The following is a 19,547-nucleotide window of genomic DNA, read 5'->3' as shown; positions in this document are numbered from 1 at the left end:
ATCTTCGGTCGCCGGCGCGGCAGGGCGCGCCGGCGAAGTGCGGCATGCCTCGCTTATTCGGCGAGCAGCGAGATATCGGCCACGCGGTTGAACAGTGTGGCCAGTCGCGTCAACAGCGCCAAGCGGTTGCGACGGATCGCCATATCTTCGTCCATCACCATCACCCCGTCGAAGAAGGCGTCTACCGGCTCCTTCAGGCTAGACAGCGCGGCCAGCGCGGCGGCGAAATCATGCGCGGCGAACAGTGCCTCGACAGTCGGCGACAGCGCCTCGAGCGCGGCCAACAGCGCCTGTTCGGCATCGTGCTGCAACAGCGCCGGGTCGACTTCGCCGTTGTCGCCGCTGGTTTTCTTCAACAGGTTCTTCACGCGCTTGTTGGCGGCCGCCAGCGTTGCCGCCTCCGGCAGGCGCTTGAATTCCGCCACGGCGGCCAGCACGGCCGGGACATCGGAGATGGCCGACGGCGCCAGCGCCAGCACGGCGTCGATCTCGTCGCCGCGATATTCGCCGGCCAGATAGTTCTTCAACCGTTCCTGGCAAAAACCGAATACTTCGTCCACCGCCTCGGCGGCCAACAGCCCCGGCGGGAAGGCATCGGCGGTCAGACGCAGCAGATCGCGCAAGTCGAGCGGGTGCGCCAGCAGCATGCGCAACACGCCCAACGCAGCACGGCGCAGCGCGAACGGATCCTTGTCGCCAGAGGGCACCAAGCCGATGCCCCAGATGCCGACCAACGTCTCCAGCTTATCGGCCAACGACACGGCCGTGGCGACCGGGCCTTGCGGCAACGAGTCCCCCGCAAAGCGCGGGTGATAATGGCCCTCGATGGCGGCCGACACCTCTGGATGCTCGCCGTCGAGCTCGGCGTAGTACATCCCCATGATACCTTGCAGCTCCGGGAACTCGCCCACCATGTCCGACACCAGGTCGGCCTTGGCCAACTGCGCGGCGCGTTCGGCCAGCGCGGCATCGGCGCCCAGGCGGCCGGCGATGGCGCCGGCAATCACTTGCAGACGTTCGATACGCTGCCACTGGCTACCGATCTTGTTGTGGTAGACCACGTCGGCCAGGCGCGGCAGACGCGATTCGAGCCGCGCCTTCTGATCCTGCTGGTAGAAAAACTTGGCATCCGACAGTCGGGCGCGCAGCACGCGTTCGTTGCCGCCGACGATGGCGGACGAATCGCTGGCTTCGAGGTTGGAGACCAGCAAGAAGCGGTTCTTCAACTTGCCGGTCGCGTCGAGCAGCGGGAAATATTTCTGATTCTGCTGCATGGTCAGAATCAGGCACTCCTGCGGCACCTGAAGGAATTCGGCATCGAAACCGGCCTCCAGCACGACCGGCCACTCGACCAGCGCGGCGACTTCATCGAACAGCGCATCGCTGGCGGCGATGGTTGCCCCTTGCTGCGCGGCTGCTTCGGTCAGCCGATGATGAATCAGTTCGCGACGCGCGGCGAAGCTCGCCACCACGCGGCCACGCTCGAACATCACCCGGGCGTAGGTATCCGCGTCCGGCAGCGGCACCGGCGCATTGCACAGGAAACGATGGCCGAGGGTATCGCGGCCGCTCGTCAGACCCAACACCTCGCCGTCGACCACCGCGTCGCCATGCAGCATGACCAGGCCATGCACCGGGCGCACGAATTGATGTTCGGAATCGCCCCAGCGCATCAACTTGGGCGCCGGCAGTTTCTTGAGGGCCATGGCCACGATGCCGGACAGCACTTCGGCAAGCGACTGGCCGGCTTTGACGGTCTGCCAGGCATACACGTCCTGCTTACCGTCGTGCAAGGTGGTCAGTTCGGCCACTTCCACGCCGCAGGATCGGGCGAAGCCCATCAGCGCAGGGGTCGGCTCGCCGCCCTTCATGCCGGCCGACAGCGCCGGCCCCTTGCGCACGATGTGCTGCTCGGGCTGTACCGACAACACCTGCGGCAGGGTCACCGCCAGGCGGCGCGGGCTGGCGTACACGGTCGCCGCCGCATCGGCGGCGACGAATTGCATTTTCTTCAGTTCGTCGCCGATCGTTTCGGCGAAACTGGCCGCCAGCCTGGGCAGAGCCTTGGGCGGCAATTCCTCGGTGAGGAGTTCGATCAACAGGGTAGCGTTCATGGCTTATTCGGGTTTCTTGCGCGAGGCAGGGTTACTGCACACCAGATCGATCATCGCGGCCGCCAGCGTATCCTGGTAGACCGGCTGCCACTTCCAGGCATAGCGCGGCACCGGATACATGGTCGACCAGACATGTCGATTGGTGTCGGTGTAGAAATCGGTGCTGGTCAGCACGTACTGGTACTTTTTGCAATCAGCGTAGCCCGTGGTGCGACGGATCCAGTAATAGACCTGGTAGTGCTTGTCGTACTGGCGCTGAACGAAACGTTCCTGATTGACGAAGTGCGCGAGGCCGTCGGACTCCTGCCAGATCGCATTGCGATCGATCGACAGTTCGAGCGCGGCCCCCCGCTGATACACCTGCCAGTCGGCCAGGCGCTCGGCGGCCGCCGCCGGCAACGCGCAGGCGGCAAGGCACAACATCGACAGGACAGCTCGTTTCATCAAGCGTCCTTCGGGCACATCGGGAAGCCCAGGGCTTCGCGCGAGTCGTAATAGGCTTGTGCTACCTGGCGCGCCAACGCGCGGATACGGCCGATATAGGCGGCGCGTTCCGTCACCGAGATGGCGCCGCGCGCATCGAGCAGGTTAAAGGCATGCGCGGCCTTGAGGATCATCTCGTAGCCCGGCAGCGGCAGACCGGCGTCCAACAGTCGCTTGGCCTCGCCCTCGAACTGGTTGAACTGCTCGAACAGGAACGACACGTTCGAATGCTCGAAGTTATAGCGCGACTGCTCGACTTCGTTTTGGTGGAACACGTCGCCGTAGCTGACTTTCTGGCCGTTGGGATAAACGGTCCAGGTCAGGTCGTAGACGTTTTCCACGCCCTGCAGGTACATCGCCAGGCGCTCGAGCCCATAGGTGATCTCGCCCAGCACCGGACGGCAATCCAAGCCGCCGACCTGCTGGAAGTAGGTGAACTGGGTGACTTCCATACCGTTGAGCCACACTTCCCAGCCCAGCCCCCACGCGCCGAGCGTCGGGTTCTCCCAATCGTCCTCGACGAAGCGGATGTCGTGCACGGTGGTGTCGATACCCAATTCGCGCAACGAGCCCAGGTACAGATCCTGGATATTCGACGGCGACGGTTTGAGCACCACCTGGAATTGGTAGTAGTGCTGCAGCCGATTGGGGTTTTCGCCATAGCGGCCGTCCTTCGGCCGGCGCGACGGCTGCACGTAGGCCGCGTTCCACGGCTCCGGTCCGATGGAGCGCAGGAAGGTCGCGGTATGCGAGGTTCCCGCGCCCATTTCCATATCGTAAGGCTGCAGCAGGGCGCAGCCCTGGCGATTCCAATAGTTCTGCAGCGTAAGGATAATTTCCTGGAAAGTAAGCATGACGCCGTTCAGCAAAGAGAAAATTAAACGGAGATTCTACCGGTTCGCGGGCGCAGAGGAAAGAAGAGCCCGTTGCAACCCCTGGTGCAAAGCCCTTGATTCGGCATGTATTCGTCTCGGCGAGGAGAACGATGCCCGTGGCAGCTTGGCCAGCCCTGCCCTATCGCCATCCCCACCCATTGCCGATATGATCAATAAATAAATAATTAAAACGACGCAGTCATAATCAAAAAAAGGAAATGATATGCACTCGGCTCTCTTATTTCGGCGCTTGTTCCCGCTCATCGTCTGCGCCGCCCTGTTATGGCACGCGCCTGCGCAAGCTGTTCCGGCATTCGCCCGCCAGACGGGCCTGGACTGTGCCGCCTGCCACCTCGGCGCCCCCGAACTCACCCCAGAAGGCCGCGCGTTCAAGCTGTCTGGCTATACCCTGGGCAGCACCTCGTTGTTTCCCTTGTCGGCCACACTCACCGCGTCACACACCGGCGTGGCCAATAACACGCATAACTATCCCAAGAACAATCAAGGCGTCATCGAGGGCGGGAGTTTATTTATCGCCGGCAAACTGGACGAGCACATCGGCATCTTCTCTAAATGGACTTACGATAATCTGGCCTCCTCCACCGACGACAACGGCAGCACGCGATTCGACGCTGGGCTTGCGAGCGATAACACCGACCTTCGCTTTGTCGGCCATAGCGCAAACCAGGACCAGGATCTGATCTACGGGCTGTCGCTCAACAACAACCCGACCAGACAGGACGCCTGGAACACCACGCCCGCCTTGAGCTTTCCGTATCAGGTTTCCAATTTGTCGTACAACACCTGGCTCAACACGCCGCCCGCGCCTTTGATCGCCGAGGGACTCGCACAACAAGCCGTCGGCCTGTCCGCCTACGCACTCCTCAATCGCCGCTGGTATGTCGAGCTGGGAGATTACCAAGCCGCGGACGGCAAGTTCGGCCTGTTCAGCCGCGGCGTGTCTTTTTACAACCGGCTCGAGGGCAATAACCCCTATTGGCGCCTGGCATGGAACCGGGACTGGGGCCCACATTCGCTGGAAATCGGCACCTTCGGGCTCGATGCCCACGTCAGCGTCGACCCCGGCAGCAACGGCGCGCCCTCGAATCACTTTCGCGACATCGGGCTTGACGCACAGTACCAGTATTTATCCGAGCCCCACAGTGTCTCCATGCAGGCCTCATACATCGATGAGCACACCAATTGGAATCAGGTCGGACTCGGCGTCAACCAGAGCAACAACAGCGACACGCTGCACAGCGCGCAGGCAAAAATTTCATACTGGTATCGACGCCAATGGGGACTGACACTGGGCGTGTTCCACGTCGACGGCAGCCACGACGCCTTGCTTTACCCCACTTCCGCCAACGGCAGCCCAAACACGCGCGGTCAGATCGTCGAATTCGACTACATGCCGCGCCCATGGTGGCGCCTTGGCCTGCAGTACACGGCTTACAACGCATTCATGGGGGCGGCGACCAATTACGATGGCAACGGCAGCAACGCCCATGACAACAACACCCTGTACCTCTACTCCTGGGTCGCCTTCTAGCCGTCGTCGCAACAAAAAACCCCGTGGCGACTACCCACGGGGTTCTGGATTGAGCTAGGTATCGCTCACGCCCAGTCGAGAATCACCTTACCCGACTGACCGGACAGCATGGCATCGAAGCCTTGCTGGAAGTCGTCGATCTTGTAGTGGTGGGTGATGATCGGCGTGATATCGAGGCCAGACTGGATCAGGGCCACCATCTTGTACCAGGTCTCGAACATTTCGCGACCGTAGATCCCCTTGATTTCCAGGCCCTTGAAGATGACCTGGTTCCAATCGATGGCGGTGTTGGCCGGCGGGATGCCCAGGAGGGCGATCTTGCCGCCGTGATTCATGGTTTCCAGCATCTGGCGGAAGGCTTGCGGGTTGCCGGACATTTCCAGGCCGACGTCGAAACCCTCGCACATATGCAATTGGCCCATCACTTCGCGCAGATCTTCCTTCGCCACGTTGACCGCTCGGCTGGCGCCCATTTTGCGGGCCAGGTCGAGCCGATATTCGTTGACGTCGGTGACCACCACATGACGCGCGCCGACGTGGCGCGCGATCGCCACCGCCATGATGCCGATCGGGCCTGCGCCGGTGATCAGTACATCCTCGCCGACCAGGTTGAACGACAGCGCGGTGTGCACGGCATTGCCGAACGGATCGAAGATCGATGCCAGATCGTCGGAGATGTCCGGCGGCAGTTTGAAGGCATTGAAAGCCGGGATCACCAGATATTCGGCAAACGCACCTTCGCGGTTGACGCCGACACCGACGGTGTTGCGGCACAGGTGGCGACGCCCGGCGCGACAGTTGCGGCAGTAACCGCAAGTGATGTGGCCTTCGCCGGAGACGCGGTCGCCGATTTCGAAACCTTTGACTTCCGAGCCCATGCCGGCAACCACACCGACGTATTCATGGCCAACGTGCATCGGCACCGGGATGGTTTTCTGCGCCCATTCGTCCCAGTTGTAGATATGGATGTCGGTGCCGCAGATGGCTGTCTTGCGGATCTGGATCAACAGGTCGTTGTGACCGACTTCGGGTTTGGCGACGTCGGTCAACCACAGACCGCGTTCGGACTTGAGTTTAGCCAGCGCTTTCATTGTTATGTCTCCCTGACGCGGGTCGAGCCGCATCGGTTGTGTCTGTCGAAACGGCGCAATCGCCAGCGATTGCGCCATAGATCAGGCGATCACGCCCAGTTCGCGGCCCACGCGGATAAAGGCATTCACCGCGTGCTCCACCTGCGCCTCGGTGTGCGCCGCCGACATCTGCGTGCGAATGCGCGCGCGGCCCTTGGGCACCACCGGGAAGGAGAAGCCGATCACGTAGATGCCTTCGGCCAACAGCGCAGCGGCCATTTCGCCGGCAAGGCGGGCGTCGCCCAGCATCACCGGGATGATCGGGTGTTGGCCCGGCACCAGGGTGAAGCCGGCCGCACTCATCTTTTGGCGGAACAGTTCGGCATTGCGCTTGAGGTTGGCGCGCAGGCGGGCGCCGTCCTGCTCCAGGATCTGGAACACCTTGAGGCTGGCGGCGGTGATCGCCGGGGCCAGACTATTGGAGAACAGGTAGGGACGCGAGCGTTGACGCAACAATTCGACGATGGCCTTGCGGGCGGACACATAGCCGCCGGAAGCGCCCCCCAGGGCCTTGCCCAAGGTGCCGGTGTAGATATCGATGCGATCGGCGACACCGCACAGTTGCGGCGTACCTGCGCCGGTTTCGCCGATGAAGCCGACGGCGTGCGAGTCGTCGACCATCACCAGCGCGCCGTAGCGGTCGGCCACTTCGCACAGCGATTTCAGGTCGGCGATGATACCGTCCATGGAGAACACGCCATCGGTGACGATCAGCTTGAAGCGCGCGCCTGCGGCATCGGCAGCCTTTAGCTGGGTCTCCAGATCGCTCATGTCGTTGTTCTTGTAGCGATAGCGCTGCGCTTTGCACAAGCGTACGCCATCGATAATCGAGGCATGGTTCAACTCATCGGAGATGACGGCATCCTCTTCGGTCAACAGCGTTTCGAACACACCGCCATTGGCATCGAAGCAACTGGAATACAGGATGGTATCGTCGGTGCCGAGGAAGCGCGAAATGGCCGCTTCCAAATCCTTGTGGACTTGCTGCGTGCCGCAGATAAAACGTACCGAGGCGCAACCGTAGCCGTACTGATCCAGGCCGGCCTTGGCGGCGTCGATCAGCCGTTGGTCGTCGGCCAGCCCCAGGTAGTTGTTGGCACAGAAGTTCAAGACATGCTTGCCGTTGCCGAGTGCAACGTCCGGGCCCTGCGGCGTGGCGATCACGCGCTCCGGCTTTTCAAAGCCGTCGGCGCGGATTTGCGCCAAGGTCGCATCCAAATGAGCTAGATAGGTGTGGTTCATCGCATTGACTCATGATTTGAGGGAAGAAAGGCACGCGGCCGCTCATGCGCGCTTCTTGCCGCACGCTGTCGTTCGACTGTTCCCAACCGAAAAAGGCTGCCGCTGTGCCGCATAAAATTCATCCGTCAGCCGCGTTTGAGCAGCCGCGCCGCGTCCATGGCGAAGTATGTCAAGATGCCATCCGCGCCGGCGCGCTTGAAGGCCAGCAGGCTTTCCATCATGCAAGCCTCCTCGTTCAACCAGCCGTTGGCGAACGCGGCCTTGAGCATCGCGTACTCGCCCGAGACCTGGTAGGCATAGGTCGGTACGCCGAAGGTATCCTTGACGCGACGGATCACATCCAAATACGGCATACCGGGCTTGATCATGACCATATCGGCGCCTTCGTGCAGATCCATCGCCACTTCCTGCAACGCTTCGTCCGAATTGGCCGGATCCATCTGGTAAGTATACTTGTTGCCCTTGCCCAGATTGGCGCTGGAACCCAGCGCGTCGCGGAACGGGCCGTAAAAGCCGGAGGCATACTTGGCCGAATAGGCCAGGATCTTGGTATGGATGAAACCGTGCCCTTCCAGCTCTTCGCGCAGATAGCCGATACGACCGTCCATCATGTCGGACGGCCCGAGCACGTCGACGCCGGCGGCCGCGTGGCACAAGCCTTGTTTAATCAGGATTTCGACGGTTTCGTCGTTCAGCACGTAGCCGTTGTCGTCGATCACGCCGTCTTGGCCGTGAATGGTATAGGGGTCGAGCGCCAGGTCGGTCATCACGCCCAGTTCCGGGAAGCGCGACTTGAGTGCGCGCACCACGGTGGGAATCAGGCCATCTTCGTTATAGGCCTCTTCGGCGGTGTTGCTCTTGCCGCCTTCGATGACCGGGAACAGCGAGATCATCGGAATGCCGAGTTCCAGCATTTCCTCCGCCGTCTTCAGCAGCAGATCCAGGCTGACCCGATCCGCGCCGGGCATCGACGCCACCGCTTGGCGGCGATTCTCGCCTTCCTGCACAAATACCGGGTAGATCAGATCGTCGGCCGTCAGCACGTTTTCGCGCATCAAGCGGCGGGAAAAGTCGTCACGACGCATGCGACGCATGCGCGAGAATGGGAAATCACGATTGGCAAAAATCATTTCTAGTCTTTTTCTGGAGATGAGGAGGAAGGCGAAAGGGCTTCATCGGCGCCGTCCGCAGCGGAATCGACCACCCGGTCAGGCAGGGTCGGCGGCGGCTCCAGGCGCGACAGACGCGCCAGAATGGCGACAACCGTTGCAAAGGGGCCGGCAATGATCAGGCCCCAGAACCAGGTGGAATGCAGCAGGTTCATTATTCCACAGATTAAATAATGACAAAGCTATTGTACGCCGATTGCGTGGTAGTGCATCAGTTTTCGCCGATATAGCCACAAGGCGCGGCACGATGCGCAACGTGCGGCACAAGTAATAAAAAAACCCGTGCCGGTAACCGGCGACGGGTTCTGTCATGACACTCAAACGCTGTCGTCGCGCAGGGTCAGGCGAAGAAATCCTTCAGCTTGTCCATGAACGACTTGGCGCGCGGATTATGCACCGCCGTGTCGCTCTGGCTGATTTCCTCGAATTCGCGCAGCAGTTCCTTCTGCCGTTCGGTCAGATTGACCGGCGTCTCCACCACTACGTGGCACATCAGATCGCCGAAGGTATTGCCGCGTACGGCCTTGATACCCTTGCCGCGCAGACGGTACACCCGGCCGCTCTGGGTTTCGCCGCCGATCTTGACCTTGGCCATGCCGTCGAGCGTGGGGATTTCCACTTCGCCGCCCAACGCCGCCGTGGCAAAACTGATCGGCATCTCGCAATGCAGATCCATGCCTTCGCGCTGGAATACCGCGTGCGGCTTGATGTGCGTGACGACATACAAGTCGCCGTTGGGGCCGCCGTTCTCGCCCGGCTCGCCCTCGCCCGCCAGGCGAATGCGGTCGCCTTCGTCGACCCCGGCCGGGATCTTGACGTTGAGCGTCTTGGTGGTCTTCAACTGGCCGGCGCCGTGGCACTTCGGGCACGGTTCGGTGATCTGCTTGCCGCTGCCGTGGCAAGTCGGGCAGGTCTGCTGCACCGAGAAAAAGCCTTGGCTCATGCGCACTTGACCGTGGCCGCCGCAGGTGGCGCAGGTCTTGGGCTGGGTGCCCGGCTTGGCGCCGCTGCCGTGACAGGTGTCGCAATGCTCGTGCGCCGGAATGCGAATCTGGCGCTCGCAACCGCGGGCCGCTTCTTCCAGCGTGATTTCCATGTTGTAGCGCAGGTCGGCGCCACGGAAAACTTGGGAGCGACCGCCACCGCGTCCGCCGCCGAAGATATCGCCGAAGATATCGGAGAACGCATCGGAGAAGTCGCCGAAGCCCTGGCCGCCGCCACGGAAACCGCCGGCGCCGGCATTCGGGTCGACGCCGGCATGACCGAACTGGTCATACGCCGCCCGCTTCTGGCTATCGGACAAGATCTCGTAGGCTTCCTTGCCTTGCTTGAACTTGTCTTCGGCTTCCTTGCTGTCCGGATTGCGGTCCGGGTGGTACTTCATCGCCAGTTTGCGATAGGCCTTCTTGATCTCTTCTTCCGAAGCATCGCGGTTGACCCCCAGTACCTCGTAGTAATCTCGTTTTGACATATGCTTGACCATTGCACAGAGCCCCCTTGCGGGAGCTCTGTGTATTCATTGAAACGACAGATTACCGCTTACTTCTTGTCTTTGACTTCTTCGAACTCGGCATCGACCACGTTGCCGTCGTCCTTCTTGTCGGCGCCGGCCGCTGCCTGGGGCTCGCCTTCGCCGGACTGGGCGGCGTACATCTGCTCGGCCAGTTTGTGCGAAACCTTCATCAGCGCTTCGACCTTGGCGTCGATGGCTTCCTTGTCCTCGCCCTTGAGCACTTCCTCGGCCTCCTTGATGGCGGCCTCGATCGCGGTCTTTTCTTCGTCGGAAACCTTGTCGCCGAAGTCGACCAGCGATTTTTTGACCGAGTGCACCAGCGATTCGCCCTGGTTGCGCGCCATCACCAGCTCATGCAACTTGCGGTCTTCCTCGGCGTTGAGCTCGGCGTCCTTCACCATGTTCTGGATCTCGGCTTCGCTCAGACCGCTGGAGGCCTGGATGGTGATGTTGGCTTGCTTGCCGGTGGCCTTGTCCTTGGCGCTGACGTGCAGGATGCCGTTGGCGTCGATGTCGAAGGTGACTTCGATCTGCGGCATGCCGCGCGGTGCCGGCGGAATATCGGACAGGTTGAACTGGCCCAGGCTCTTGTTGGCCGAGGCGCGTTCGCGCTCGCCCTGCAGCACGTGAATGGTCACCGCGGTCTGGTTGTCTTCGGCGGTCGAGAAAGTCTGGGTCGCCTTGGTCGGGATCGTGGTGTTCTTCTGGATCAGCTTGGTCATGATGCTGCCCATGGTCTCGATGCCGAGCGACAGCGGGGTCACGTCCAGCAGCAGCACGTCCTTGCGCTCGCCGGCCAACACCGAACCTTGGATCGCGGCGCCGACGGCGACGGCTTCGTCCGGGTTCACGTCGCGGCGCGGCTCCTTGCCGAAGAATTCCTTAACCTTGTCCAGCACCTTGGGCATGCGGGTCTGGCCGCCGACCACGATCACGTCGCTGATGTCGCCGATCGACAGGCCGGCGTCCTTCAGGGCCACGCGGCACGGCTCGATCGAGCGTTCGATCAGATCTTCCACCAGCGACTCGAACTTGGCGCGGGTGATCTTCATGGCCAAGTGCTTCGGACCGGTGGCGTCCATGGTGATGTACGGCAGATTGACTTCGGTCTGCTGGCTGGAGGACAGCTCGATCTTGGCCTTTTCGGCGGCTTCCTTCAGGCGTTGCAGCGCCATCACGTCCTGCTTCAGATCCACGCCCTGGTCGCGCTTGAACTCCGAGATGATGTAGTCGATCACGCGTTGGTCGAAGTCTTCGCCGCCCAGGAAGGTGTCGCCGTTGGTCGACAACACTTCGAACTGGTGCTCGCCATCCACATCGGCGATCTCGATGATGGAGATGTCGAAGGTACCGCCGCCCAGGTCATACACGGCGATCTTGCGATCCCCTTCCTGTTTGGCCAGGCCGAAGGCCAGCGCCGCGGCGGTCGGTTCGTTGATGATGCGCTTGACTTCCAGGCCGGCGATACGGCCGGCGTCCTTGGTCGCCTGGCGTTGGCTGTCGTTGAAGTAAGCCGGCACGGTGATCACGGCTTCGGTCACTTCCTCGCCCAGGTAGTCTTCGGCGGCCTTCTTCATCTTGCGCAGCACTTCGGCGGAGATCTGCGGCGGCGCCAATTCGCTGTCGCGCACCTTGACCCAGGCATCGCCGTTCTTGGCCTTGCCGATTTCGAACGGCATCAGGTCGATGTCTTTCTGCACTTCCTTGTCTTCGAAGCGACGGCCGATCAGACGCTTGATGGCGTACAAGGTGTTCTTCGGGTTGGTCACCGCTTGACGCTTGGCCGGCGCACCCACCAGGATTTCGCCGTCTTCCATGTAGGCGATGATCGACGGGGTGGTGCGGTTGCCTTCGGCGTTCTCGATAACTTTCGGGTTGCCGTTTTCTACCACGGCGACACAGGAGTTGGTGGTGCCGAGGTCAATACCAATGATTTTGCCCATATTGTCTTCCCTTTAATCCGGTTGGAAACCCCGTTGAACGGTCGGCTTCCTTGATCATGTTCTGCAAGTCGTGGCGAAGTCCGCTTTTTCAAGGGTCACGCCAGCACTTTCCGTCGGTTATTTCGCCACCACCACCATGGCCGGACGCAGCAGGCGATCGGCAACGGCGTAACCCTTCTGCATCACGCGCAGCACGGTATTGGCTTCGACTTCCGCCTCCTCGCTGCTGATCGCTTGGTGCTTGTGCGGATCAAGCGCTTGGCCCAAGGGATTGATCTCCTCGATCTGTGCCTTCTCGAACGCGCTGGCGAGTTGTTTGAGGGTTAGATCGACGCCGAATTTGAGGTTGTCGAATTGCCCGCTCTGATCGGCCAGCGCCATCTCGAGGCTATCCTTGACGCTCAGAAGCTCCATGGCGAACTTGTTGATGGCGTATTTCTGCGTATTGGTCAGTTCGTCGAGATGCCGGCGACGCTGGTTTTCCATATCCGCAAGGCTTCGCAGGTACTGATCCTTGACCTGGGCCAGTTCGGCCTCCAGAACGCCGATGCGCTCTTCGGCGCTGGCTTCGCTGATGATTTCGGTATGCGAATCGGTCGTTTCGACGGCGTCCACCGCTGCCGCGGCGACGTTTTCCGGTTTTTCCTGCATGGCAAATCCTCGATGGAACGGCTGTGACTAAATGTTAACTTCTTGCAAAGTAGGGTCTTTAGCGGCGAATTCAAGGGGGTGGCGATGCAACCGGCACAAATTCTCCACGCCAAGCCAATTGCGCAGTGCAATAGCGGCAATGCTCGCTTTCGGCCTCTCAGGTTCGAAAATGCAAAACAAATATTCGAATACATATTCGTTTTCGGTCAAATTTGTTAGCAATTGAAAATAAACGATTTTTTTGTGCTGCGCCGCACACAAAGCAGATTATTTATGCTTAAATAGCCTCACAAGAAGGACGTCATATGACGTTTTATAGCGGCCGCACCACCCACCGACGGCCGCCGCAAAGAGAGAACGGCCCCGGTGATCCCGGACTGCTTAGCCACCGAAGTCAAGCATCCCCTACCGGTGGCCACCACGAGGGAAGTCGCTTGCCGGCGACTTGGAAGAAACATATCGATGAAGGGTAACGTATGACTACTCGCGAACAACGCATTGCTGCCATCCAAAAAGACTGGGATCAGAACCCACGCTGGAAGGGCATCACCCGGGGCTACAGCGCCGCCGACGTCGAACGACTGCGCGGCACGGTACTGATCGAACACACCCTGGCCCGTCGCGGCGCCGAGAAGCTGTGGACTTTGATCAATGAGGAACCGTTCGTCAACGCACTGGGCGCCTTGACCGGCAATCAGGCCATGCAACAGGTCAAAGCGGGTCTGAAGGCCATCTACTTGTCCGGCTGGCAGGTCGCCGCCGATGCCAACCTCGGCAGCGAAATGTACCCCGATCAGTCGCTGTATCCGGCCAACTCGGTACCGGCGGTGGTCAAGCGCATCAACAACACCTTCCAGCGCGCTGACCAACTGCACCACGCCGAGGGCAACGATGAAATCGACTTCTTCGCCCCGATCGTAGCCGACGCCGAAGCCGGCTTCGGCGGTGTGCTCAATGCCCACGAACTGATGAAGAGCATGATCGAAGCGGGTGCCGCCGGCGTTCACTTCGAAGACCAACTCGCCTCGGTGAAGAAGTGTGGTCACATGGGGGGCAAGGTACTGGTCCCGACGCGCGAAGCCGTCGAAAAGCTGGTCGCCGCCCGCCTTGCCGCCGACATCTACGGCGTGCCGACGATTCTGGTGGCGCGTACCGATGCCGAAGCCGCCGATCTGTTGACCTCCGACGTCGACGAGCGCGACCGTCCGTTCTGCACCGGCGAACGCACGGTGGAGGGTTTCTACCGTACCAAGCCGGGCCTGGAGCAAGCCATCTCGCGCGGTCTGGCCTATGCGCCTTACGCCGACCTGATCTGGTGCGAAACCGGCAAGCCGGATCTGGAGTACGCGCGCAAATTCGCCGAAGCGATCCATGCCCAATTCCCGGGCAAGCTCCTGGCCTATAACTGCTCGCCGTCCTTCAACTGGAAGAAGAATCTGGACGATGCCACCATCGCCCGTTTCCAGAAGGAACTGGGCGCCATGGGTTACAAGTTCCAGTTCATCACGCTCGCCGGCTTCCACAGCCTGAACTACTCGATGTTCAACCTGGCCCACGGCTATGCCCGTCAGCAAATGACCGCCTTCGTCGAACTGCAACAGAACGAATTCGCGGCCGCCGAGAAGGGCTTCACCGCCGTCAAGCATCAACGCGAAGTCGGTACCGGCTACTTCGACGCCGTCACCCAGACCATTCAGGGCGGGCAATCGTCCACCACCGCGCTGACCGGCTCGACGGAAGAAGAACAGTTCCACTGATTTTCGCGGGTTCGCAAAACAAAAGCCGTCTCCACTGTGTGGAGGCGGCTTTTTCGTTATCCAAACAAAAAAAGAAGCCGCGAAACGCATCGCGGCTTACAAAATTTGAAAAGAGAGGTATCCCTCGGGTCACAGCCCTTGGGTATAGGCCTCTTCGCCATGCAAGGCAGCATCCAGACCGGATTCCTGGGTCTTCGGATCTACCTTCACCGGCGTAAAGCGATCGATCACCCACAGCATGCCGTAGGTGAAGACAAAGGCCCAAATGCCCGAAACCACGGCGGCGACGACCTGCTTCCACAGGAACGAGGCATCGCCCAGCAGCAGGCCATTGGCGCCGGCGGCATTCCACGCCTTGTCGGCGAATACGCCCAGCAGGATGGTGCCGAGCAGACCGCCGACACCGTGCACACCCCAAACGTCGAGCGCATCGTCCCAGCCCAGGCGATTCTTCATCATCACGGCGAAGTAGCACACTACGGCGGCAATCACGCCGATGGTGGCGGCGGAGCCGAGCGAGATGTAGCCGGCGGCCGGGGTCACGGTAGCGAGGCCCGCAACGGCACCGGTCAACAGACCGATCAGCTTCGGTTGCTTGGAATGCGACCACTCGAGGAAGAACCAGGTGGTGCCGGCGAACGAGGCGGCCACGTCGGTATTCAGGAAGGCCGAGCAGGTGACGTAGTCGACGCGCAGTTCGGAGCCGGCGTTAAAGCCGTACCAGCCGAACCACAAAAGACCAGTACCCAGGGCGATCAACGGTACGTTGTGCGGCTTGTTCTCGACGAACGAACGGCGACCGACATACAGGATCGAAGCCAGGGCGGCGAAACCGGCGGTGTTGTGCACCACGATACCGCCAGCGAAGTCCAGTACGCCCCACTGCGCCAACAGACCGTTCGGGCTCCATACCATATGGACGAACGGGAAGTAGACGAAGATCAGCCAGGCGGTCAAGAACAGGAAGTAGGCCTTGACGGTCACGCGGTTGGCGAAGGCGCCGGTGATCAGTGCCGGGGTGATGATGGCGAACATCATCTGGTAGGCCACGTGCACGATCAACGGAATGCCCGCATCGTTACCGCCGAACATGGTGTGCAGCGTGACGCCGCGCATGAAGGCATAGTAAGTGGGGTCGCCGATGATGCCGTGCCAGGTCGGACCAAAGCTCATCGAGTAGCCGAAGGCAAACCACAGAACCGTGGTCCAGCCCAGCGACATAAAGCTCTGCGCCATGATGGTCAGCACGTTTTTGCGGCCGACCAGACCGCCATAGAAGAACGCCAGACCCGGTGTCATCAACATCACCAGGCTGGAACACAACAACATGAAACCAGTGTTTCCGACATTAATCGGCATGATTGGGGTAGTCATGGATCGATTTCCTTTTATACGAATTTTTAGGTCTTTTTATAGTGCTCGCATCGTGCATCAAGGCCTGATGCGACAAGTTGCACTAGATCAAGACTAGACCACAAAATCACCATCTTCTTATTAACTTGTCGCAACTGGATAAAAGGCGGGGAAAGCCCGCCCACCAAGCAAAAGGCGCCACGCCGGCAAACCAGCGCGACGCCTCGATGGCAGACCATGTTCAGGCGGGAATCTGCTGCGTGATGCAGTGGATATTGCCGCCGCCCAGCAAAATCTCGCGCGCCGGCACGCCAACGACCTGATGATCCGGAAAAATCGCCGCCAATTGGTCGCGCGCCTGTTCGTCGGTGGCCGCATCCAGCAAGGGGAAGATCACACGCCCATTGCTGATCAGGAAGTTGACGTAGGACGCGGCCATACGCTCGCCCGCGGGACGCGGCACCGCGTCGCCGCTGACAACGCCGGCGGCCTCCTCCTCGGTGTAGTACAACGGTCCCGGCGCCACCATCTTATGAATCTTCAGCCGGCGACCGCGGGCGTCCACCGCCTGCGACAGAACCTGGTAGGCCGACTGCGAGCGCGGATACTGCGGGTCGTTTTCATCGTCCACCCAGTGCAGGATGACCTCGCCCGGGCGGGCGAAACAGCACATATTGTCGATGTGGCCATCGGTTTCATCCATGTAGACGCCTTCCGGCAACCAGATGAAGTGCGTGACGCCCAGGTAATCGCGAAGCAACGCCTCGATCTGCCCCTGATTCAGTTGCGGATTGCGGTTGGCGTTGAGCAGGCATTCGGCGCTGGTCAGCAAAGTGCCCTCGCCGTCGACGTGGATCGAGCCGCCCTCCAGCACCAGCGGTGCCGCATAACGCTCGAACGCCAAGCTCGACAGCACCTGGCCCGCCACCTCGCTGTCGCGATCCCATGGATGGTACAAACCGCCTTGCAGACCGCCCCAGGCATTGAATTGCCAATCGACGCCGCGCCGAGCGCCCGCAGGACCGACCAGCACGGTCGGCCCGGTGTCGCGCATCCAGCAGTCGTCGCTCGCCAACGGCACCAGCGTCACCTCGGACGGCATGATTTCGCGCGCTTGCGCCAGATGCTCCGGCGGGACACCCATGAACACCGGCGTGACTGCGGCGATGGCGTGGGCCACGGCGGCGAACACCGGCTGGGCAAAGCGGCCACCTTCGCGCCAGTTGTCGGCGCGATAGGGCCAGAGCATCCAGACAGCCTGTTGCGGCGCCCATTCGGCAGGCATGTGGTAGCCGTCCGCCGACGGCGAGTGCAATGCATCCATGACGTTCTCCTTATTTCGCCCGATGCCGACCATCGGAGGTTGCCAGTACATCGTACATCTGCGGCCGACGGTCGCGGAAAACACCCCAGGCGACGCGACGTCGCTTGACCGCATCCAAATCGAAGGCGTGCACAAGTACGCTTTCGCTGGTCTTGTCGGCTTGGCAGACCAATGCGCCGGTCTCGTCGGCGATGAACGACGTGCCGTAAAAGGTCATCTGGTAGTCCGGATGCAGTACGCTGGCCTCGGTGCCGATGCGGTTGGAGGCAATGACTGGCACCAGATTGGCACCGGCATGGCCCTGTTGCACACGCGTCCAGTGCGGCTGGCTGTCGATTTCCGGGTAGTCCGGCTCGCTGCCGATAGCCGTGGGGAAGAAGATCAGTTCGGCCCCCATCAGCGCCAGCGAGCGTGCGGTCTCAGGGAACCACTGATCCCAGCAGATACCGACGCCGATGCGGGCATAGCGGGTATCCCACACCTTGAAACCGGTATCCCCCGGGGTGAAGTATTGCTTTTCCTGGTAGGCCGGCCCATTGGGAATATGCGTCTTGCGATAGGTGTCCAACACGCCCCCATCGGCATCGATCACCACCAGCGAATTGTAGAAAGCGGTCTGGCCGCGTTCGAACCAGCTGATCGGCAGCACCACCTGCAGTTCGCGTGCCAAGGCGCTGAAGTGCGCGATCAGCGGACTTTCCTCCACCGAGGTGGCCAGATCGAAATGCTGCGGGTTTTGCTCGATGCAAAAATAGGGTGCTTCGAACAGCTCTTGCAGCAGGATGATCTGCGCACCGCGGGCGGCGGCTTCGCGGACCAGTTTCTCCGCGCGGGCGATATTGCCGGCGCTATCCCAGCTACAAGCCATCTGGGTGGCTGCGACAGTGACGATTCTTGCCATGACTAGGCTCCTTGCGTTGATCGGTAGTGATGCCGCCAGTCTAGGCATTGACCTTTCATGCAACAAATGAATAATACAAATACAACCATCCATGGCACGAATATGAAATTACACCAGATTGACCTGAACCTACTGCTGGCACTGGATGCGCTGGTCGGTCTGAAGAGCGTGACCCGCGCAGCGGATCGGCTGTTCATCAGCCAGCCGGCGATGAGCCACGCCCTGAACCGACTGCGCGCCACCTTCGACGATCCACTGCTGGTGCGCACACCGCAGGGCATGCAGCCGACCGAACGCGCGCTCTACCTGCAACGCGGCGTCCATCAGATGCTCAGCCAGTTGGAAACGCATTTGAATCAGCCCGAGGCCTTTGACCCACGCACATCGCAACGCCGGTTCACCATCAGCACCACCGATTTCGTCGAATGCGTGCTGATCCCGCCATTGGTGCACCATCTCGCCAACGCAGCGCCCGGCGTGCACATCGACATTCAGATCCTGCGCGAGCAAGTGCCGGAGGATGCCTTATCCAATGGAGAAATCGATCTGGTGCTGGGGTTCGATGAAGACATGCAGATCCCGGCCTATCTACACCGCGAGACCTGGCTCACCGAACCGTTGGCTGGCCTGCTGCGCGCAGGGCACCCGCTGGCGGGCGAAGCGCTGTCGCTCGATCAACTCATTCTGCTGCCGCATGTGTTCCATTCGCCGCTTGGCAAGTCCGGTTCGGCGCTCGACAGCTTCCTGGCCGAACGCGGCTTGTCGCGAAGCATCGCGGTCAATAGCCAGAGCTATATGTCGGCGGCGGCTATCGTCAGCCAGTCGGATCACCTGTTCATCCTGCCGCGCCGGGTGGCGTCGATGATGGCGGGCTTCTGGCCGTTGCGGCTGCTCGCACTGCCGGCGGTACTGCCGGGCTATCACCTCAATTGTGTCTGGCATCCGGTACGAGATCGCGAGCCAGGACTGGCCTGGCTGCGTGCATTGATGCGGGATCTAATGGACAAAGTCGCGGCGGAAGGCGCTTGGGGCGCGTCGTCCGACCGCGGGGAAGAATGATTGCCGTGAAAGCTTAGCGCAGATTCTTGCGCATGAAGGCGTTGTCGGCGCCGACCGCTTGGCCCGGTTCGAGCACAAAGCCCCAGCGGGCGAAGAACGATTGCGACTCGCGGCACACCAGCGCGGTCAGCACCGAGAGACGCTGATTGGCAGCCTGCTTATGCATCTTTTCCATGAGCAGGGTGCCGACGCCCCTGCCCTGCCAGTTTTCCCGCACGAAGAAATGATCGATGACGCCATCATTGTCGAGATTGGCATAGCCGATGACCTGCCGGTCATACTCGACCACGAACGGTATGCTGCACTGCAGGCGCGTCAACCATTGCTGCCGGCTTTGCCCGGTCTTGCCGAGCCGCAGGTAAAGATCCCATAGCTTGGGTTCTTCGCCTGGTTGGTAAGGGCGTAAACGCATGATTGTTTCCTTGTGAAAGCCAAATTTGTCGATTACAGACAGTTTATGGCGCTAAGAGCACATCGCGAG

At 60.9% G+C, this 19,547-nt stretch carries 17 protein-coding genes; 3 read left to right on the top strand and 14 right to left on the bottom strand.

From position 1 onward, the window contains the following. Positions 1-53 precede the first annotated feature (53 nt). The 3 genes from glyS to glyQ are packed head-to-tail and all read right to left on the bottom strand — an operon-like array spanning position 54 to position 3,451. Complete coding sequence (gene glyS, locus DFP86_RS15340) at positions 54-2,114, bottom strand: glycine--tRNA ligase subunit beta (protein ID WP_133682820.1); 2,061 nt, start codon at positions 2,112-2,114, stop codon at positions 54-56. A gap of 3 nt (positions 2,115-2,117) precedes the next feature. Then, on the bottom strand, positions 2,118-2,558 hold the full coding sequence (locus tag DFP86_RS15335; protein WP_133682818.1) for a surface-adhesin E family protein: 441 nt from the start codon (positions 2,556-2,558) through the stop codon (positions 2,118-2,120). Beyond that, entirely contained in the window at positions 2,558-3,451 is an 894-nt protein-coding gene (glyQ, locus tag DFP86_RS15330) for a glycine--tRNA ligase subunit alpha (RefSeq protein ID WP_133682816.1), read from the bottom strand. The genes DFP86_RS15335 and glyQ overlap by 1 nt, the downstream gene beginning before the upstream one ends. A gap of 244 nt (positions 3,452-3,695) precedes the next feature. Between glyQ and DFP86_RS15325 the strand changes: the two genes are divergently transcribed. Continuing rightward, positions 3,696-5,024 (top strand): cytochrome C, encoded by a 1,329-nt coding sequence (locus DFP86_RS15325; RefSeq protein WP_133682815.1) that lies wholly within the window; start codon positions 3,696-3,698, stop codon positions 5,022-5,024. A gap of 65 nt (positions 5,025-5,089) precedes the next feature. On the opposite strand, the gene tdh is transcribed toward DFP86_RS15325, so the two are convergent. The 7 genes from tdh to grpE form a co-directional block, all read right to left on the bottom strand. After that, entirely contained in the window at positions 5,090-6,115 is a 1,026-nt protein-coding gene (tdh, locus tag DFP86_RS15320; RefSeq protein ID WP_166642293.1) for an L-threonine 3-dehydrogenase, read from the bottom strand. A gap of 81 nt (positions 6,116-6,196) precedes the next feature. Next, entirely contained in the window at positions 6,197-7,396 is a 1,200-nt protein-coding gene (locus DFP86_RS15315; RefSeq protein WP_133682813.1) for a glycine C-acetyltransferase, read from the bottom strand. A 125-nt stretch (positions 7,397-7,521) separates the two neighbouring features. Continuing rightward, on the bottom strand, positions 7,522-8,526 hold the full coding sequence (hemB, locus tag DFP86_RS15310; RefSeq protein WP_133682811.1) for a porphobilinogen synthase: 1,005 nt from the start codon (positions 8,524-8,526) through the stop codon (positions 7,522-7,524). Between the two features lie 2 nt (positions 8,527-8,528). Next, positions 8,529-8,720, bottom strand: coding sequence for a hypothetical protein (locus DFP86_RS15305; RefSeq protein WP_133682809.1), 192 nt, complete (start codon positions 8,718-8,720; stop codon positions 8,529-8,531). 185 nt (positions 8,721-8,905) lie between these two features. Beyond that, positions 8,906-10,036, bottom strand: coding sequence for a molecular chaperone DnaJ (gene dnaJ / locus DFP86_RS15300; RefSeq protein WP_133682807.1), 1,131 nt, complete (start codon positions 10,034-10,036; stop codon positions 8,906-8,908). Between the two features lie 68 nt (positions 10,037-10,104). After that, complete coding sequence (dnaK, locus tag DFP86_RS15295; protein WP_133682804.1) at positions 10,105-12,021, bottom strand: molecular chaperone DnaK; 1,917 nt, start codon at positions 12,019-12,021, stop codon at positions 10,105-10,107. 117 nt (positions 12,022-12,138) lie between these two features. After that, positions 12,139-12,672 carry a nucleotide exchange factor GrpE gene (grpE, locus tag DFP86_RS15290; protein WP_133682803.1) on the bottom strand — a complete coding sequence of 178 codons (534 nt, stop codon included), beginning with the start codon at positions 12,670-12,672 and terminating at the stop codon, positions 12,139-12,141. A gap of 476 nt (positions 12,673-13,148) precedes the next feature. Here grpE and aceA point away from each other — a divergent pair, with 476 nt between their 5' ends. Next, positions 13,149-14,429, top strand: coding sequence for an isocitrate lyase (gene aceA / locus DFP86_RS15285; protein WP_133682801.1), 1,281 nt, complete (start codon positions 13,149-13,151; stop codon positions 14,427-14,429). 129 nt (positions 14,430-14,558) lie between these two features. Here aceA and DFP86_RS15280 read toward each other — a convergent pair whose 3' ends face one another. The 3 genes from DFP86_RS15280 to aguB form a co-directional block, all read right to left on the bottom strand. Then, on the bottom strand, positions 14,559-15,803 hold the full coding sequence (locus DFP86_RS15280) for an ammonium transporter (protein ID WP_208108356.1): 1,245 nt from the start codon (positions 15,801-15,803) through the stop codon (positions 14,559-14,561). Positions 15,804-16,023: 220 nt separating this feature from the next. Then, complete coding sequence (aguA, locus tag DFP86_RS15275; protein WP_133682799.1) at positions 16,024-17,106, bottom strand: agmatine deiminase; 1,083 nt, start codon at positions 17,104-17,106, stop codon at positions 16,024-16,026. A gap of 10 nt (positions 17,107-17,116) precedes the next feature. After that, a complete protein-coding gene (gene aguB / locus DFP86_RS15270) occupies positions 17,117-18,007 on the bottom strand; it encodes an N-carbamoylputrescine amidase (protein WP_133682797.1) in 891 nt (296 codons plus the stop codon). Between the two features lie 102 nt (positions 18,008-18,109). Between aguB and DFP86_RS15265 the strand changes: the two genes are divergently transcribed. After that, positions 18,110-19,066, top strand: coding sequence for a LysR family transcriptional regulator (locus tag DFP86_RS15265; protein WP_133682795.1), 957 nt, complete (start codon positions 18,110-18,112; stop codon positions 19,064-19,066). A gap of 13 nt (positions 19,067-19,079) precedes the next feature. Here DFP86_RS15265 and DFP86_RS15260 read toward each other — a convergent pair whose 3' ends face one another. Continuing rightward, positions 19,080-19,478 carry a GNAT family N-acetyltransferase gene (locus tag DFP86_RS15260; protein ID WP_133682793.1) on the bottom strand — a complete coding sequence of 133 codons (399 nt, stop codon included), beginning with the start codon at positions 19,476-19,478 and terminating at the stop codon, positions 19,080-19,082. Positions 19,479-19,547 lie beyond the last annotated feature (69 nt).

The sequence above is a fragment of the Paludibacterium purpuratum genome (genome assembly GCF_004363805.1).
GTDB lineage: Bacteria > Pseudomonadota > Gammaproteobacteria > Burkholderiales > Chromobacteriaceae > Paludibacterium > Paludibacterium purpuratum.
The sequence above is the reverse complement of the archived record's forward strand: the minus strand, read 5'-3'. Positions and strand labels throughout refer to the sequence as shown.